At 69.3% G+C, this 15776-nt stretch carries 20 protein-coding genes; 4 read left to right on the plus strand and 16 right to left on the minus strand.

All coding sequences use genetic code 11. The annotated features are described in order from the left end of the window. From ACN9MW_RS29485 to ACN9MW_RS29555, 15 genes are all read right to left on the minus strand, one after another. Positions 1 to 852, minus strand: a complete 852-nt coding sequence (locus ACN9MW_RS29485) for a hypothetical protein (protein ID WP_426165630.1) — start codon at positions 850 to 852, stop codon at positions 1 to 3. Then, on the minus strand, positions 842 to 1312 hold the full coding sequence (locus ACN9MW_RS29490) for a hypothetical protein (RefSeq protein ID WP_426165632.1): 471 nt from the start codon (positions 1310 to 1312) through the stop codon (positions 842 to 844). Before ACN9MW_RS29490 ends, ACN9MW_RS29485 begins: the two co-directional genes overlap by 11 nt. Then, positions 1309 to 2616 carry a FliI/YscN family ATPase gene (locus tag ACN9MW_RS29495; protein ID WP_426165634.1) on the minus strand — a complete coding sequence of 436 codons (1308 nt, stop codon included), beginning with the start codon at positions 2614 to 2616 and terminating at the stop codon, positions 1309 to 1311. Before ACN9MW_RS29495 ends, ACN9MW_RS29490 begins: the two co-directional genes overlap by 4 nt. Beyond that, on the minus strand, positions 2616 to 3530 hold the full coding sequence (locus ACN9MW_RS29500; protein WP_426165636.1) for a FliH/SctL family protein: 915 nt from the start codon (positions 3528 to 3530) through the stop codon (positions 2616 to 2618). Before ACN9MW_RS29500 ends, ACN9MW_RS29495 begins: the two co-directional genes overlap by 1 nt. Next, positions 3518 to 3991, minus strand: a complete 474-nt coding sequence (locus ACN9MW_RS29505) for a hypothetical protein (protein WP_426165638.1) — start codon at positions 3989 to 3991, stop codon at positions 3518 to 3520. The genes ACN9MW_RS29500 and ACN9MW_RS29505 overlap by 13 nt, the downstream gene beginning before the upstream one ends. Beyond that, complete coding sequence (fliF, locus tag ACN9MW_RS29510) at positions 3988 to 5406, minus strand: flagellar basal-body MS-ring/collar protein FliF (RefSeq protein WP_426172334.1); 1419 nt, start codon at positions 5404 to 5406, stop codon at positions 3988 to 3990. Before fliF ends, ACN9MW_RS29505 begins: the two co-directional genes overlap by 4 nt. Before the next feature lie 18 nt (positions 5407 to 5424). After that, on the minus strand, positions 5425 to 5730 hold the full coding sequence (gene fliE, locus ACN9MW_RS29515; RefSeq protein WP_426165640.1) for a flagellar hook-basal body complex protein FliE: 306 nt from the start codon (positions 5728 to 5730) through the stop codon (positions 5425 to 5427). Continuing rightward, positions 5727 to 6152 (minus strand): flagellar basal body rod protein FlgC, encoded by a 426-nt coding sequence (gene flgC, locus ACN9MW_RS29520; RefSeq protein WP_426165642.1) that lies wholly within the window; start codon positions 6150 to 6152, stop codon positions 5727 to 5729. The genes fliE and flgC overlap by 4 nt, the downstream gene beginning before the upstream one ends. Further along, entirely contained in the window at positions 6152 to 6532 is a 381-nt protein-coding gene (locus tag ACN9MW_RS29525) for a flagellar basal body rod protein FlgB (RefSeq protein ID WP_426165644.1), read from the minus strand. Before ACN9MW_RS29525 ends, flgC begins: the two co-directional genes overlap by 1 nt. A gap of 14 nt (positions 6533 to 6546) precedes the next feature. Further along, a complete protein-coding gene (locus ACN9MW_RS29530; RefSeq protein ID WP_426165646.1) occupies positions 6547 to 7665 on the minus strand; it encodes a flagellar basal body P-ring protein FlgI in 1119 nt (372 codons plus the stop codon). A 1-nt stretch (position 7666) separates the two neighbouring features. Beyond that, a complete protein-coding gene (locus tag ACN9MW_RS29535; protein WP_426165648.1) occupies positions 7667 to 8245 on the minus strand; it encodes a flagellar basal body L-ring protein FlgH in 579 nt (192 codons plus the stop codon). An 8-nt stretch (positions 8246 to 8253) separates the two neighbouring features. Continuing rightward, positions 8254 to 9174 carry a flagellar basal body P-ring formation chaperone FlgA gene (gene flgA, locus ACN9MW_RS29540; RefSeq protein ID WP_426165650.1) on the minus strand — a complete coding sequence of 307 codons (921 nt, stop codon included), beginning with the start codon at positions 9172 to 9174 and terminating at the stop codon, positions 8254 to 8256. Between the two features lie 3 nt (positions 9175 to 9177). After that, positions 9178 to 9969 (minus strand): flagellar basal-body rod protein FlgG, encoded by a 792-nt coding sequence (gene flgG / locus ACN9MW_RS29545; protein WP_426165652.1) that lies wholly within the window; start codon positions 9967 to 9969, stop codon positions 9178 to 9180. A gap of 3 nt (positions 9970 to 9972) precedes the next feature. Further along, positions 9973 to 10698, minus strand: a complete 726-nt coding sequence (locus ACN9MW_RS29550) for a flagellar hook-basal body protein (RefSeq protein WP_426165654.1) — start codon at positions 10696 to 10698, stop codon at positions 9973 to 9975. Between the two features lie 114 nt (positions 10699 to 10812). Beyond that, positions 10813 to 11994, minus strand: coding sequence for a glycosyltransferase (locus tag ACN9MW_RS29555; protein WP_426165656.1), 1182 nt, complete (start codon positions 11992 to 11994; stop codon positions 10813 to 10815). 81 nt (positions 11995 to 12075) lie between these two features. Here ACN9MW_RS29555 and ACN9MW_RS29560 point away from each other — a divergent pair, with 81 nt between their 5' ends. Together ACN9MW_RS29560 and ACN9MW_RS29565 are read left to right on the plus strand one after the other, a co-directional pair. Further along, entirely contained in the window at positions 12076 to 13227 is a 1152-nt protein-coding gene (locus ACN9MW_RS29560; protein WP_426165658.1) for a tetratricopeptide repeat protein, read from the plus strand. 15 nt (positions 13228 to 13242) lie between these two features. After that, positions 13243 to 13818: a tetratricopeptide repeat protein gene (locus ACN9MW_RS29565; RefSeq protein ID WP_426165660.1), complete on the plus strand. Its 576-nt coding sequence runs from the start codon at positions 13243 to 13245 to the stop codon at positions 13816 to 13818. Here the strand turns inward: ACN9MW_RS29565 and ACN9MW_RS29570 are convergent, their stop codons facing one another. Then, positions 13819 to 14439 carry a PEP-CTERM sorting domain-containing protein gene (locus ACN9MW_RS29570; protein WP_426165662.1) on the minus strand — a complete coding sequence of 207 codons (621 nt, stop codon included), beginning with the start codon at positions 14437 to 14439 and terminating at the stop codon, positions 13819 to 13821. A 111-nt stretch (positions 14440 to 14550) separates the two neighbouring features. On the opposite strand from ACN9MW_RS29570, the gene ACN9MW_RS29575 reads away from it, so the two are divergent. Both ACN9MW_RS29575 and ACN9MW_RS29580 read left to right on the plus strand, forming a co-directional pair. Further along, positions 14551 to 15036 (plus strand): tetratricopeptide repeat protein, encoded by a 486-nt coding sequence (locus ACN9MW_RS29575; protein ID WP_426165664.1) that lies wholly within the window; start codon positions 14551 to 14553, stop codon positions 15034 to 15036. Then, positions 15033 to 15773, plus strand: a complete 741-nt coding sequence (locus ACN9MW_RS29580; protein WP_426165666.1) for a radical SAM protein — start codon at positions 15033 to 15035, stop codon at positions 15771 to 15773. The genes ACN9MW_RS29575 and ACN9MW_RS29580 overlap by 4 nt, the downstream gene beginning before the upstream one ends. Positions 15774 to 15776: the final 3 nt, after the last annotated feature.

Here is a 15776-nt window from a genome sequence, read left to right on the forward strand (position 1 = left end):
CTATCCTTTCCCGTTGTGGACCGGCGGCAGCTGCGCCGCGGCGGTATACGCGTTGAATGCGTTGCGGCGCGCGTGGTCGCTGGCGGCGCGCAGGGCGCCGTCCGGCAGGCGCTTGCCGTTGATGCTGAGGGCGGCCAGGGGCTGGCCCTGGGCTGCCAGTTCGCCGGCCAGGGCTGCCGCCACGGCCGCTACCTGGCCCGGCTGCAGGCTGGCATCGCGCAGCCAGGCTTGCATGCCCTGGCCCTGCGCCGCCAGGCGCAGCAGGCGCGGCGCGTAATCTTCCTGCGGCGCGGCGGCCGGCTGTCCCGGCTCCGGCTGCGCTTCGGCCGCGCCCTGCGGCTGTTCCGCTGCGCCGTTGCCGTCCTGCGCCAGCGCGCCGACTGCGAAGCCGAACCCGGCGCGCGCGGCGGCCAGGCCCGGCAGCGCTGCGGCAGCCACGCCAGCCGCCGGGGCCGCAGCGCCCGCGCTGCCCGGCCTGGCGCCCACTGCCGCCATGCCGGCAACGGCTGCATGCCCGACGGGCGCGGCGCCGGCTGGCCCGCCGTCCATCGGCACGCCAGCCGCCGGCGCCGCGCTGCCGCCCGCCTGGCGCATAGCGGCCTGCCCTGCCTTGCGGCCGGATGCCGGATTTTCAGCTTGCTCTGCCGGTTCGCCGCGCTGTGCCTGGTGCTGGCCCTGCGTGCTCTCTTGCGGCGCATTGCCGCCATGCTGGCCCGGCGCATGCGCGCCGCCGCCTGCAAACAGCGCATCCTGCAATTGCGCCAGCCAGCGTTCCTGGCGCGCCTGCGCGTTTTGCCGGTTCATGCGCTGCGGCACGCCGCCAGCCGCCGCCGTTTCCAGCTCAATTGCCATCGCCGTCCCTCCCCGCCTGCAATACGCCCCACAAATCGTCGGTCTCGCGCGCCTGCGCCTGCAGCCGTGCGCGCACGAATTCGCGCCGCAGTTCGCTGCGGTGCTTTTCCAGGCCGTCCAGCGCGCGCCGCGCGCCCGCCAGCTGCGCCACCTGTTCGGCATGCGCATCCTGCCGCTCGGCCAGCGCACGGCTGGCCGCTTGCGCCGACTGCGCCAGCGACGCCAGGTAGCGCCCGTGTTGCAGGCATTGCTGCGCCGCCAGCAACTGGCCCGAGCCGCTGATGGCCGCCCATTGCGCACAGCCGTCGGCCAAGCGCGCCTGGGCGCCGCCGGCCACCGCCTCGGCTTCGGCCAGCAGCGCATTCTGTTCCGCCAGCGCCTGGCGCGCCTCGTCCAGCGCCCATTCGCGCAGCAGGCGCGCCGGCTCCAGCGGATAACGGAAGCGTCCGCGCCCGCTCATGGCGCCGCTCCGATGGCGCGCCGCAGCCGCGCCAGCGCATCGGCGCGCGGGCTCGATTCGTGCACGCTCTGGCACAGCACCGTACGCAGCGCCGGGTAGGCGTGCAGCGCGCGGTCGATGGCGGCATTGCTGCCGGCGCGGTAGGCGCCCATGTCCACCATCTGGCGGTTGCGCTGGTAGGTGGCCAACTGTTCGACCACGCTGCCCATCAGGGCCAGCTCCTCGCGCGTGGCCAGGTCGCCGGCCAGGCGGCTGGTGCTCTGCAGCACGTCGATGGCCGGGAAATGGCCTTCGTGCGCCAGCTCGCGCGACAGCATCACGTGGCCGTCCAGCGTGGCGCGCACGATGTCGGAGATCGGCTCGTTGAAATCGTCGCCCTCCACCAGCACGGTGTACAGCGCGGTGATCGAACCGCCGCTGGCAGCGGTGCCGCAGCGCTCGCACAGCGCCGGGATGTCGGCAAACACCGACGGCGTGTAGCCGCGCGCGGTGGGCGGCTCGCCCGCCGCCAGGCCGATCTCGCGCCGCGCCATGGCAAAGCGCGTGATCGAATCCATCATCAGGAGCACCTGCCTGCCCTGGTCGCGGAAGTACTCGGCCACCACCGTTGCGGCCTGGGCGGCGCGGGTGCGCGCCAGCGCCGGCTGGTCGGAGGTAGCCACCAGCACCACGCTCTTTTTCAGGCCTTCGGGGCCAAGGTGCTTTTCCACGAATTCGCGCACTTCGCGCCCGCGTTCGCCGATCAGGGCAATCACGTTGATGTCGGCCTGCACGTCGCGCGCCAGCATGCCCAGCAAGGTGCTCTTGCCGACGCCGCTGCCGGCAAAGATGCCGATGCGCTGGCCGCGTCCCAGCGGCAGCAGGCCGTCGATGGCGCGCACCCCGGTTTCCAGCACCTTGTCGATGCGCGGCCGGCTCAGGGGATTCATGGGCGGGGCCTGCAGCGGACGCTGCTCCGTGGCCTGCGGCACGGCGCCGCCGTCCAGCGGCTGGCCGAAGGCATCGATCACGCGCCCCAAGAGCGCCGGGCCGACCGGCATGCCGGCCTGCACGCCGGTGGCGCGCACGGTGTCGCCGATGCCCACGCCGCGCAGCGCGCCGTAGGGCATCAGCACCACGCGGCCGCGCTGCAGGCCGACCGCTTCGGCCGCCAGCGGCGGCGCATCCTGCGGCGTGATCTCGCACACTTCGCCGATGGTGACGTCGGGGCCGAGCGCTTCCAGGCTGTAGCCGGCAATGGCAGCCACCGTGCCGAGACGCGCTGTCAGCGGCACATTGCGGGCGGCGTCCAGGTACTGGCGCATCAGGCTTCTCCTGCGCGTGCCGCTGCCAGCGCCTGGCGCAACTGGCCAAGCTGGTATTCAAGGCGCGCGTCGAGCGTGCCGGCCGGGCTGTCGATCAGGCAGCCGCCCAGCTCGATGCCGGCGTCCGGCACGTAGCGCAGCGCGGCGCCGCCGTCCACTTCAGCGGCCGCCATCAGGGCGCAGTCGGCCGGATGCAGGCGCACCGTCAGGTCGCGCCGTTCGCGCAGCGCGGCCAGCTGCACCTGCAGCATGGCGTGGATGCCGGCGCGCGTGGCAGCCTGCTCGCCCAGCAAGCGGCAGACGATGGTGAAGGCCAGTTCCACGACGTCTTCCTGCAGCGAAGGCGCCAGCGTGCCCTGGGCTTGCAGCAGTGCGCCGGCGGCGGCCTGCAGGCGCGCCACCTGGGCTTGCACCAGGTCTTCGGCCACGCGCTGCGCCTGGGCGGCGCCGTCTTCCAGGCCGCGCCGTTCGGCTTCGCCATAGGCGGCGCGCAATTCCTGTTCGGCCTGTTCGCGCCAGGCGCTGCGCTGGGCTTCGGCCTGCGCCAGCCAGTCGCGCTGGGCCTGTTCGGCGGCGGCGATCCAGGCTTGCTGCTCGGCCTGCAATGCGGCGCGCAGGCGTGCGCTTTCCGCGGCGATGGCTTGCGCCAGCACGGCGTCCGGCTGCACGGCAGCAGCCGGGCTGGCCGCTGGCGCCGGCGAGCTGGCGGGACGCTGTTCTTGCGGCGCGGCGGCTGCCGGCGATGCGGCCGGGCTGCGCTCTTGCGCGACGGGCGCAGCGTGGCCGCCGGCTGCGGCGCCGTGCGGGTCGGCGCCGTGCGGGTCGGCGGCAGGCGCCACCAGGTGCGGCGCGCCGGGCGCGCGCAGGCGGCGCGGGCGGGCGGCAACGGCGGCGGCGCGGATTATCGGGTCCATCGGAATACCTTTGCCGGGGCCGCGCGCCAGCCCGGCGCCGCCGCGGCGGCCGGCAGGCGGCCGGCCACCAGCTCCACCAGGGTACGGGCAACGGCAGGCGCCACCGGCCCCTGCGCCGCCTGCGCGGCAGAGATGCGCTCGCGCTGCGGCCCCGGGAACAGCGCCAGCAGGGCTGCGCCGGCGGGCCAGGCTTCCAGCGCCAGGAATTGCGCCACCAGGCCGGCCGGCTCCTGCGCCAGCACGGCAAACAGCGCTTCGGCGCTGGCGTTGCGCAGCACGCTGGCGGCCGGCCGCGCGGCAGCGGCAACAGCCGGGGCGCGCGCGAAACCGAGCGCGCTCAATTCGGCCAGGTAGCCGCGCAGGATGTCCTGGTCGGCTGGCGGCAGTTCAGCCAGCACCTTGTCCTGGTCGGCCGTGCTCAGGCCATGCAGCGCGGCGGCGGCCTGCTTGTGACCGTTCATGGCTGCTCCGTCGGCAAGCGCTCGCCGGCGGCAGGCGCCGCGATCCAGCTGCGGATATCCAGCACCAGGCGCTCGCGCGCGGCATCATCCAGCGGCGCGGCATCGGCATCGCGGCGGCGGGCCAGCAGCAGGACGGAGGCCGGCACGGCCGCGCCCAGCAGCAGGGCTGCCAGCATCCACACCAGGTTGCGGCCGGCCGGCGCCGCTGCCTTGCCGGCGGCTGCTGCCGGCGTAGCGTCGGCCGGGCTGGCATCGGCATGGCCGGCGATCGGGGTCGGCAAGCTGTCCGGCAGGCTGCCGAACTGCTGCATCGAATACAGCACCAGGGCATCGCCCCGTTCCTGGTTCAGGCCGACGGCCGATGCCACCACTTCCTTGAGTTTTTCGATCTGGTCTTCGTTCAGCGACTGGCGCACCAGTACCGCCACCGTCATGCGCTTGACCGCGCCGCTGGCCACGTTCAGCTGCTCGGTGCGGCGGCCCACCTGGTAGTCGGCTTCGGTGGTGCTGCTGCCCGGATTGCGCGCCACGGCGTCGTTCTGGCCGCCGCTGGCGTCGCTGACCACCTTGCGCTCGCGCACCACGGCCTGCGCCGGCAGCACCTGCTCCAGCGTGACGCGGCTCTGGTCCATGTTCAGCGAGAGGTCGATGCTCGCGACAGCCGTGCCGGCGCCAAAGGTCTGGTCCAGCACGCGGTTGACCTTCTTCAGCAGGTAGTCTTCGCCGCCGCGCTTGGCGTCCAGCTGGCCGCTGGCCGCCGCTTCCGCCGCGTCGCTGCCGCCGGCGCGCGTCAGCGCCACGCCATGCTGGTCCAGCACCGTCACGTCGGCCGCGGTCAGTTCCGGCACCGAGGCTGCCACCAGGCGCTGGATGCCCAGCACCTGCTCGGCGCCCAGGGTATGGCCCTGCTTCATGGTGACCGTGACCGAAGCCTTGGCCTTGGCCGCCTGGCGCTTGAACAGGCCCTGCTCCGGCACCGCCAGGTGCACGCGCGCCGTCTGCACCTCGTCGATGGCCAGGATGGTGCGCTGCAGTTCGCCTTGGATGGCGCGCTGGTAGTTCACCTTCTGCACGAAGTCGGTCATGCCGAAATCGGCATTGTTGAACACTTCGAAGCCGACCGCGCCGTGCAGCGGCACTTCCTTGCCCATCAGCTTGAGGCGGGTCTTGTACACCATGTCCTGCGGCACCAGGATGGTGCGGCCCTCCCCGCCCAGCTGATACGGGGTTTTCGACTTGTCCAGTTCCGCCGTCATTGCCGCCGCATCGGCCGGCGACAGGTCGGCAAACAGCACCTGGTAATCGGCGCGGTAGATCCACCACGCCAGGCCGCCCATGACCGCCACGATCAGCAGCAGGCCCACCGCGATGCCGTTACGCGCGCCGCGGCCCAGGCCGCGCCAGCTTTCCATCATTCCATTCACTTACGACTCCTAGACTTGCATCCGCATCACTTCCTGGTATGCATCCAGCAAGCGGTTACGTACTTGTGCCAGCAACTGGAAGGACAGCTTGGCTTCTTCCATGTGGATCATCACTTCGTGCAGGTTCTGCACCTGGCCGGTGGCCAGCCGGCGCAGGTCGTTTTCCGACGTCGCCAGCGTGGCGTCGACCTGGCCCACTTCACGCGCAATCCAGTCGGCGAAACCGGGCGCCGCCACCGGCGCGGCAGGCACGCCCAGGGCCGCAGGTTCGACCGCATCCACGGCGCCGATCGCGCCGATCGCTTCGATGCTCATTGGTTGCCCCCGATTTCCAGCGTGCGCGCGGCCATGGTGCGGGCGGCGGTGAAGGCCGCCAGGTTGGCTTCGTAGCTGCGCAGCGCCAGGTTGACGTTCAACATTTCCGCCGTATGGTCGACGCCCGGATAGGCCACCATGCCCTTGGCATCGGCATAGGGATGGCCCGGTTCGTACACCAGGCGCGGCGCCACGGCCTGCGGCACCACGGCCTTGACTTCGGCGCCGCCGCCGGCCAGGGCGAACTGCTGGGCAAAGGCCAGCGGGCGCGCCTGGCTCACCAGGCGCAGCGGCTGATAGGCTGCCGCCGCCGACGGCGCGGCCTGGTTCATGTTGGCCAGGTTGGCCGCGGTCAGGTCCAGCCGCAGCTTTTCCACTGCCATGCCGGTGGCGCTGATTTGAAATGCCGCCTGGTAGCTCATTAGCGTTTCCCTTCGTTGATGGCCGTGCCCAGCACGGACAGGTGTTTGTTCAAGGCCTTCAGCAAGGCCTGGTGCTGCAGCGTGGTCTGCGACAGCTGCGCCAGTTCCATGTCCAGCGCCACTTCCTGGTTGGCATTGCTGGGCGCCAGCGTTTCCAGGCGCGGACGGTAGGCGGCCAGTTCGGACAGCGACGGCGCGCGCACCTGGCCGGCAGCGTCCATCAGGCCGGCCACGCGGCTTTCGAAGCTGACGCCGATGCGCTGGTAGCCCGGCGTGTTGGCGTTGGCGATGTTCTGCGCGATCGCCTGCTGGCGCATCACGGCCGCGTCCAGGGCCATGCCGAGCAGGCGGGTGGTGCTTTCTTCAATCATCGGTACCATGGGCTTCCTCGGGTTTATTGCACGACCAGGTCGGCGTGCAGCGCGCCAGCGGCCTTCACCGCGCGCAGGATGGAAATGATGTCGCGGGTATTGGTGTGCATGCGCGCCAGCGCGTCCACCAGCTCGGCCACCGTGGTGGCGCGCGGCGCCAGGTAGCCGGTGCCGCCCTGCTCCTTCACGTCGACGCGGCTGTTGCTGACGGCCACCGTCTGCACGTCCGGCCCGGTGCGGCTCACCAGCAACGGCTGCGACACCGTGTTGTCGGTCACGATCGACACCTTCAGCTCGCCCTGCGAGACAGCGACCTTGTCGATGCGCACGTCGCCGCCGGCCACCAGGGTGCCGGTGCGTTCGTTGATCACCACGCGCGCGCGGCGGTCCGGTTCCACCGTCACGTTTTCCAGCGCCGCCAGGAAATCGGCCAGGCGCGTACGGCGGCTGGGCGGCACGTTGACTTCGACGCCGGCGGCATCCTGGGCCTGCGCCAGGCCGGCGCCCAGGCGCGCATTGATGGCGTCGGCCACGCGGGTGGCGGTGGTGTAGTCCGATTCGGCCAGCACGAAGGTCACCGTATTGCGCTCGCTCAGCATGGTGCTGCGCACGCCGGCCTCGATGGTGGCGCCGCCGGGAATGGAAGCGACCGTCGGATGGTTCTTCTGGATCACATTGCCGTTCATGTCGTACTTGTAGCCGCCCACCGACAGCGCGCCCTGCGCCAGCGCATACAGCTGGCCGTCGGCGCCTTTCAGCGGCGCCAGCATCAGGGTGCCGCCCACCAGGCTGCGCGCATCGCCCAGCGAGGTGACGGTGACGTCCAGCGCGTCGCCGGGACGGCCGAACGGCGACAGCGAGGCCGTCACCATCACGGCCGCCACGTTGCGGCTCTGCACGTCGTCGGCCGCCACTTGCAGGTCGAAGCGCGCCAGCATATTGGCGATCGACTGGCGGGTGGCCTTGTTGCGCGGCGAGTCGCCGGTGCCGGCCAGGCCGGTCACCAGGCCGTAGCCGGACAGCGGGTTCTCGCGCCAGCCTTCCATCTTGCCCAGGTCCTTGATACGCACCTGTTGCGCGCCGGCCGGCAGGCTCAGCGCCAGTGCTGCCAGCGGCAGCAGGATCCAGCTCCACTTCTTCACGTCACACTCCGAACAGGGTCAACAGGCGCTGCCACCAGGCCGGGCGCTGGCGCTCGGAGATATCGCCCTGGCCGGCGTAGCTGATGCGCGCTTCCGCCACGCGGGTCGACAGCACCACATTGGTGTCGGACACGTCCTGCTGGCGCACCCGGCCCTCCAGCGTGATGGTCTGGCGCTCGTTATTGATGTCGACCTGCTGCGTGCCCTGCACCAGCAAGTCGCCGTTGGCGGCGATCTCGCGGATGCCGACCGTGATCTGGGCCAGCACGCGCCCGGCGCGCTGGGTGGTGCCATGGCCGTCGCTGTCGTTCTGGCTGCGGATGGCGGCGCCGTGCGTCAGGCCGTTCGGCGTGCGCACGTCCAGCCCGACCTGGGCGCTGCGGCCGGCATTGGTGCCGGCGCTGCTGGTGGCGCTGGAATTTTCATAGACCATGACCGTGATCAGGTCGCCCACCTTGCGCGGACGCAGGTCCGAGGTCAAGGGCTGGTAGTTTTGCGGGCGATACAGGCTGTCGGCCATGGCCGGCAGGCTGGCGGCCATGGCCAGCCAGATCAACCCTTTTAAGACTGCACGCAACATGTTCTCCTTCACTGCAGGTCCGCCTGGACCGTTCCATCCTGTTGCAGGCGGCCGGCCAACACGGCCCCGCCCGACATCCTCAATTGCACCGGCTCGCCCGGCGCCGCATCGCCCAGGGCGATGCCTTCGCGCTCCAGCTGCAGCGCGCCGCTCTGCCAGCGCAGCACGGCCCGTTCGCCGCGGCGCAGGAAACCGGCCGGCGCCAGCTGGCTCGCCGCCAGCGCCTGCCCCGCGCGCAGCGGCTGGCGCAGACGGGCGCCGTTGGGCAAGCTGTCCGCCGCCAGGCCGCCCGCCAGTGCCGCGTTGCCGGGGCGGGCTTCAAAATCGGCGGCCACTAGCACCTCGCCGGCAGCCAGGTCGCGGCGCGCGACATACAGCTGGCGCGGCAGCTCCAGGGCCAGTTCCACCCGCAGCGAGCGGTACACCGCGTCCTGCCACAGCACGTCCAGCCACACTTCAAAGCGCGGCGCCAGCGGGCGTCCCGCCAGCGGCCGCACGGCCAGGCGCGCGTCCTGCGGTGCTTCCACTTCAGCCGGCACGCGCAGCGGCGTCGCCTGCAAGCTGCCGTCGGCGCCGAACGCGGCCTGCACCGCCTGCGTCGCCAGCGCCAGCTGTTCGGCCGAAGCCACCAGCCGCGACGCCATGCGCACCTGCACCTGCTGCGCTCCTGTCACTTCCACGCTGCGCCCGGTCCGGCGCAGCACCAGTTCCTGCAATTGCGCGCGCGTCCAGCGCGCCACATAGCCGATGCGCGGTGCGCTGCCCAGGTCCAGGCTAGCCAGCGCCGCGGCGCCTTCGCCGCTGACTTCGGCCACATCGGCCAGGTGCAGGCGCGGCTGCATGGCCATCACCGTTTCCCGCAGCGCCAATTCGGCGCCTTGCGCCGCCGGCAGCCACGCGAGGGCGGCCGCACACAGCAGCGCACGCATGGCTTATTTGCGCAGGTTGTTGCTCATGGCCAGCATCTCGTCCGACGCCTGGATCACCTTGACGCTGCTTTCGTAGGCGCGCTGCGCCACCATCAGGCTGACCATTTCATCCACCAGGTTGACGTTGGAGCCTTCCAGCCAGCCCTGCGCCACCGTGCCCATGCCGCCTTCCCCGGCCGCGCCGTAGATGGCGTCGCCGGAAGCCGCGCTGGGCCGGTACATATTGCCGCCCATGGCCTGCAGGCCGCTGGTGTCGGCAAAGCGCGCCAGTTCAATGCGGCCCAGTTCGCTGGGCGAACTCTGGCCGGCCAGCTTGGCCGTCACGACGCCGGCGGCCGACACCGACAGCTCGCTGGCGTCGTTGCCGACCTGGATGGCCGGGCGCAGCTGGTAACCGTCGCTGGTGGCCAGGTAGCCTTCCTTGTCGACCACCAGGCTGCCGCCGCGGGTAAAGGCCGGCGTGCCGTCGGCTGCCGTCACTTCGAAGAAGCCGTCGCCGCGCACGGCGAAATCGAGGGCCTGGCCGGTCTGTTTCAGCTCGCCGCCGGCAAAGGCCTTGACGATGCCGGCCATGCCGACCCCGCTGCCCTGCCACAGCGAAGGCGCAGCGCCCTGGGTGGCCTGGCTGGCGGCGGCGCGGGCACCGCCCATGTCGCGGTAGACCAGGTCCTGGAAGCTCACGCGCGAGCGCTTGAAGCCGGGCGTGCCGACGTTGGCCAGGTTGTTGGCAATGGTGTCCACGCTGGCCTGCTGCATCTGCATGCCGGTGGCGGCGATGTACATCGAATCGTTCATGGCTTAAAAATCTCCAAGCTTGCGGATGGTCTTTTCCAGGTTGTCGTCATAGCCCTGCACTACGCGCGCCAGGGCTTCGAAATGGCGCACCGTCATGCTCATGCGCACCATCTCGGTGGTGGTGTCGACGTTGGACGCTTCCTGGAAGCCCAGCTTGACCGGCGCGCTGCTGTTCGGGTCGGCCACCGTGGCGCCGCCCAGCGCATACATGCCGCCGCCCAGCGGCTGCAGGCGGCCAGCCTGCTCGAAGCGCACCCGCTTCAGGCGGCCGACCACGCGGCCGTCCTGTTGCACGTCGCCGTTGCCGTCGATGGTGAAGGGGGCGTTGCTGAGGGTGAGCGGACCGGCGCTGCTGACCACCGGGTGGCCCTGGTCGCCGACCAGGCGGCCGTCGACGTCCACCCGCAGCTTGCCCTGGCGGGTGTAGGCCGAGCCGTCCGGCGTGGCCAGCTCCAGGAAATCGGTGCCGTCGACCGCGACGTCATGGGCGTCGCCGGTGGCGCGCAGGCGCCCGGCGCCTGCATCGATCACGCTGCTTTGCAGGGACGGCAGGGTCAGCGGCAATGGCTGCGCCAGTGCTGCCTGGCTCAGTTGAGCCTGGAAGGTGGTGCCCAGCGCCAGCTGCTTCTTGTAACCGGGCGTCACGGCATTGGCCAGGTTCTGGCTGATGCTCTCCATTTGCCGGACATCGTTCTGCAGGCCCAGGCCGGCAATTGCATTTACATCCACTGTTACCTCGGCAACTAACAATATAACAATTGAAAGTCGGCAATACTATCATGATGTAAATGCTAATTGCAGAAAATGGTAGAGTTTTTATTTATGGAAACTTAAAAAGTGTCACTAATTTGAGGGGTTTTGTAGTAGTGCCGAGAGACGATCGGCCAGCGCCGGCGCTGCCATCGCTGTGTGGCTGCCACGCCACGCTTTGGCCGCCGCGCGCATGCCGGCATCGGCCAGGGCGTCCTCTACCTGGGCCAGCGGCGCCGCATCGTCCTGGTAGACGCGGGCCACGCCCAGTTCAGCCACGCGGCGCGCCAGCATGGCTTGCTCCGGCTGCTGCGGCAGCAGCAGCATCGGCACCCCGGCCGCCAGGCAGGCGCAGATCGTGGCATGGCTGGCATACAGGATGGCCAGGTCGCACTGCCCGGCCAGGCTGCGCAACTGCGTCAGCTCTTGCGTGAAGCGCATATTGCTGTTGGCAAAGCGCGCCGCCTGCTGCGCTGTCAGCCCCGGCGCGTAGATCAGCGCGTCGCAAGGCGCCATACGCAACTGGCTGAGCAGGCGGTCCACGCCGCGCTGCCCCGGGCGCAGGTAGGCGAACACGCGCGGCCGCCCGGTGTCGGGCCAGCTGGCCGGCACCCCGGCCTCATCGAGATAGAAGCCGCCGCAGTATTCCTCTTCCGGCCGGGCGCCGAAGTGGTCCAGTTCGGGATGGGTGTCGAGCAGGCGCAAGTCGGCGTCGAACAGTTCAGGAAGCGTCGCCAGCGGCGCCATGCCGATGCGCTCCTGTGCTGCCTGGATCGCCGCCAGTGCCGCCGTGTCGCACGCCAGCAAATTTTCCTGCGCCACCGCCTGCGGCAGGATGGGCGGGAACGGCGTCTGCCGCGGCGGCAGGAAAAAGCCGGGCGACAGCAGCACGCGCCGCATGGCGCGCCCGCGGCTGGCCAGCAGCGCCGTCGGGCTGTGGTCGAACACCGTCAGCGCCGGCTGCACCAATTCGAAGATCTGTTGCCAGGCGCGCAGCATGCCCGCCAGGCGCACCGGGCTGGCGTAGCCGCAGCGCAGCAGGATGTCGGCATAGTTCAGGGCCGGCCCGGCGGCGCCGCCCTGGCCGATTGCCACCGGCGCCTGCAGCCAAGGCATGCCGTGCGGCCCCAGCACCACTTCAGCCGAATGGGTGTCGCGCACCGCAAACACGGGACGGTAACCGCGTTCGCGCAAGGCCAGCGCCAGCGGCAGGAATTTCGAGACATGGCCCAGGTGTTCGCCCAATTCCCACGCGAACAGGATGTTTGCATTCATCTTTGAAAGAAATATTGCGTTGTTTACACGTTCATCATATTGTAGGATGATCTTGCATTGCTAAATTTGCCAAGCTTTACCATGTCGACCGCAACAGACCTCACCGCCAAGATCCAGCGCTTCACCACGTTCCTGCAAGCCGATCCGGACAACACCAGCCTGCTGCTCGACCTGGGCGACCTGCAGCACCAGGCAGGCCAGTTCGATGCCGCCCTGGCCAGCTATGGCCGTGCCGCCGCCCTGCTGCCGGATGCCTCGGCCGCCACCGCGCGCATCGCCGCCGTCTACCTGTCGCAGCACCGCTTCAGCGATGCGGCCGCGCTGTTCCAGGGCTTGCTGGCGCAAGGCGAACCGGTACCGGCGCTGCAGCACAACCTGGGTATCGCCCTGTTCTACCAGGATCGCTTCGAGGAAGCGGCGCAGCAGTTCAGCGCCGCCGCAGCGGGCGGCCTGGATGTGCCGGCCAATGCGCGCTACCTGGCCAACTGCCTGCACCACACCGGGCAGATGGATGAAGCGCTGCAAGCGGCCCGGCAATGGCATGCCCAGACCGAATCGCCCGACAGCCAGGCCTATCTTTCCCTGCTCTATTTCGACCAGGGCGACCGCGAACAGGCGCGCGCCGCCGCCGAGGCGGCCCTGGCCGTCCAGCCCGACAGCGTGGAAGCCAACGCCGTGCGCGGTTCGCTGGCACTGGAAGACCAGGACATCGCCACCGCGCGCGCCAGCTTCGACACGGTGCTGGCGCAGCGCCCGGACAACGGGCGCGCCTGGCTGGGCAAGGGCCTGAGCCAGCTCTACACCGAAGAACAGGACGACGCGCTGGCCTCGCTGGCCAAAGCCGAAGCCTGCATGCCCGAGCATTCCGGCACCATCGTCGCGCTGGGCTGGGCCCAGCTGACCACCGGCCGCCACGCCGAAGCGGAACAGAGTTTCCGCCGCGCCGTGGAAGCCGACCGCGGCTTCGCCGAAGCCCACGGCGGCCTGGCTGCCGCGCTGGTGCACCTGAACCGCCTGGATGAAGCGCGCCAGGCCGTGACCGTGGCCAACCGCCTCGACCCGGCCAACTTCGGCGCCGTCTACGCCAAGGCCGCCCTGCTCAAGCTGGACGGCCATGGCCAGCTGGCCGACCGCCTGATCTCGCGCGCATTGCAACAGCGCCCGACGGCGGATGCCCCGAGCCTGCAGGAATACCTGACCACTTTTGTGGCGCAACGCGCGCCGAAACACTGAGAACGGATTACGAAAATGAGCAACCCCACCCTCGCCATGCTTGACCAGGCCGAGCTGCTCCAGCTGTCGCTGGAAGCCGACCGTAACGGCGATTCCGCCACCTCGCTGGCCTACCTGAAAGAAGCGGGCAGCCGCCCCGATGCCAGCGCCGAAGCGCTGCTGATGCTGGGCGCCAGCTACGCTTCGCTGCGCATGTATGACCGCGCCGCAACCGCGATGGAAGCGGCCATTGCCGCCAATCCGGAACTGGCCATCGCGCGCTTCCAGCTGGGCCTGCTGTACCTGTCTTCAGGCGACGGCCCGCGCGCCAACGACGTGCTGGTGGCGCTGGACGACCTGGACGAAGGCAAATGCCTGTTCCACTTCGGCCGCGGCCTGCGCCACCTGCTGGCGGATGAATTTGCCGATGCGCTGCGCTACCTGCAACGCGGCATTGAACTGAACCTGGACAACCCGGCCCTGAACGCCGACATGCAGCGCATCATCGACGACGTCAACAAGCTGCCGGAAGAACAGCGCCAGCAAAGCGCCGGCACCGACAGCAGCCAGCACGTGATGCTGTCGGCCTATACCGGCCGCAGCACGCACTGATCAGGAACGCCGGCGGCGTGCCAGGGCCAGCAGGCCCAGACCGCCGGCCATCAGCGGCAACGTCGCCGGTTCCGGCACGTCGCCAGGCGGGTCGACCTGGTCGACGCTCCACTGGATCTGGTCAAGCACCAGTTGCGGGCCGGCGCCGTCCTGCGAGCCGGCATCGATACCACCGGTGCCCAGGAAGCTCACCGCGTCCACGCCCTTGAAGCCGAAATCGAAGTAGTAAGGGCCGTTGAAGGAGGTCTGCAGGGTCTTGGTGTACAGCAGCTGGCCATTGCGCCAGCCTTGTACCAGGACATCCTCATCCATGCTCCAGGCGGCCGTGATGGCAGCGCGGTCGAAATTGAACTTGGTCGCACGCGAGAACGAAATTATGCCGTCCCAGCCGATCAAGCCAACATTGCCCACCGTGCCCAATTGGTAGCCGCGGGACTGGATGTAGTCCTTGAAAACAACGGCTGGGTCATTGCCCCATTCAAAGCCGCCATAGCCCGCCTCCAGCGGCGCCACCCAGTCGCCAGGATCCTGGTCTTCAAACGTCAGCAAGCCCGCTTGCGCAGACGCCGACATCAATAAAGCCACGGCCAGCAAGCCGCAGCGCTTCCAGCTGCTGAACATACTTTTTCCTTTTTAGAAATAGATGCTGCAATACATTAAACATTGTATGGTAGCATGTTGACATTCAAATTACTTAACTTTTCTTTCGCCACTATGACGTCCAGCAACAATTTGTCCGTATTTGCGCCCGATGAACTGGTCGCCCTGGCCCGCCATCACATCGACAGCAACCGGCTCGACCTCGCACTGGAAAAGTTGAAACTGGTCCTGGCCGGCAATGCTCCCGAGCCGGAAGCGATCGCCATGACGGCCCGCCTGTACGCCCAGCTGGGCCTGCCGCGCCGCGCCCAGGAGCTGTTCCAGCACTACCTGGCACTGCATCCGGATGCGCCGACCGAACAATTCCAGTTGGCGATGGCCTACTTCAACGACGGCCAGGCCGAACAGGCGCAAGTGCTGTGGGAGGCCATCCTGGAGCGCGATCCCGTGCACCCGCCGGCGCTGTATTTCAGCGCCTTGCATCAGGCGCGCCAAGGCAAGGCGCAAGACGCGCGCCGTCACCTGGACGTGCTGCTGCAGTCGGCCGCCTCCAGTAACCTGTATGCCGAACGCGGCCGGGAATTGCTGCAATCGCTGGACAGCGCGACCCAGCAATGATGGATGTGCAGGTCGAAGTCAGCACACGTTGTAACTTCGACTGCTTCTACTGCGCCGGGCGCGACATGGTCCAGGGCGACATGCCGCTGGAACGCTTCCGCGCCATCGTCGACAGCCACGTCGCGCGCTACGGCGTGCCACGCCGCCTGTCGCTGCAAGGCGAAGGCGAACCGACGCTGAACCGCGACTTCTTCGCCATGGCCGCCTACGCGCGCACCATCGGCGCCGAGCCGTTCACCATCACCAACGGCACGTACAAATATCCCGAACACTTCCTGGCCGACTTCCGCCAGGTCGGCGTCAGCATCGACACGCTGGATGCAGGCGAAGCGGCCAGCATCGGCCGCCACAACCTGGAACGCGTCATCGAGTTTGTCGAGAACCTGCGCGGCAAACTCGACATCACGATCTTCTCCGTCGCCGTTTCCGCCTCGGTTCAGCCAGTGCGCGAATGGTGCCGCAAGCGCGGCTTGCGCCACATGATTCAGCCGCTGCAGGGCAAGGACGACTACAGCCGCCGTTACCCACAGCGCATCCAGCTGCACCGCCAACCGACCGAGTACCGTTGCCACCTTCTGGAGAATGACGGCATGCGCTACTACGACCTGAGCGGCGGCGAGATGCCATGCTGCTTCATCAAGGACGCCAGCCGCTTCGAGTCAATCGCCGCGCTGCGCAGCATCCTCGAAGAGCGCAAGGTGCCGCTCCCCTGCGCTGGCTGTGCTCACTTGCGCTAACGC

The sequence above is a fragment of the Pseudoduganella sp. R-34 genome (assembly GCF_049904655.1).
In the GTDB taxonomy this organism is placed as follows: Bacteria; Pseudomonadota; Gammaproteobacteria; order Burkholderiales; family Burkholderiaceae_D; genus Rugamonas.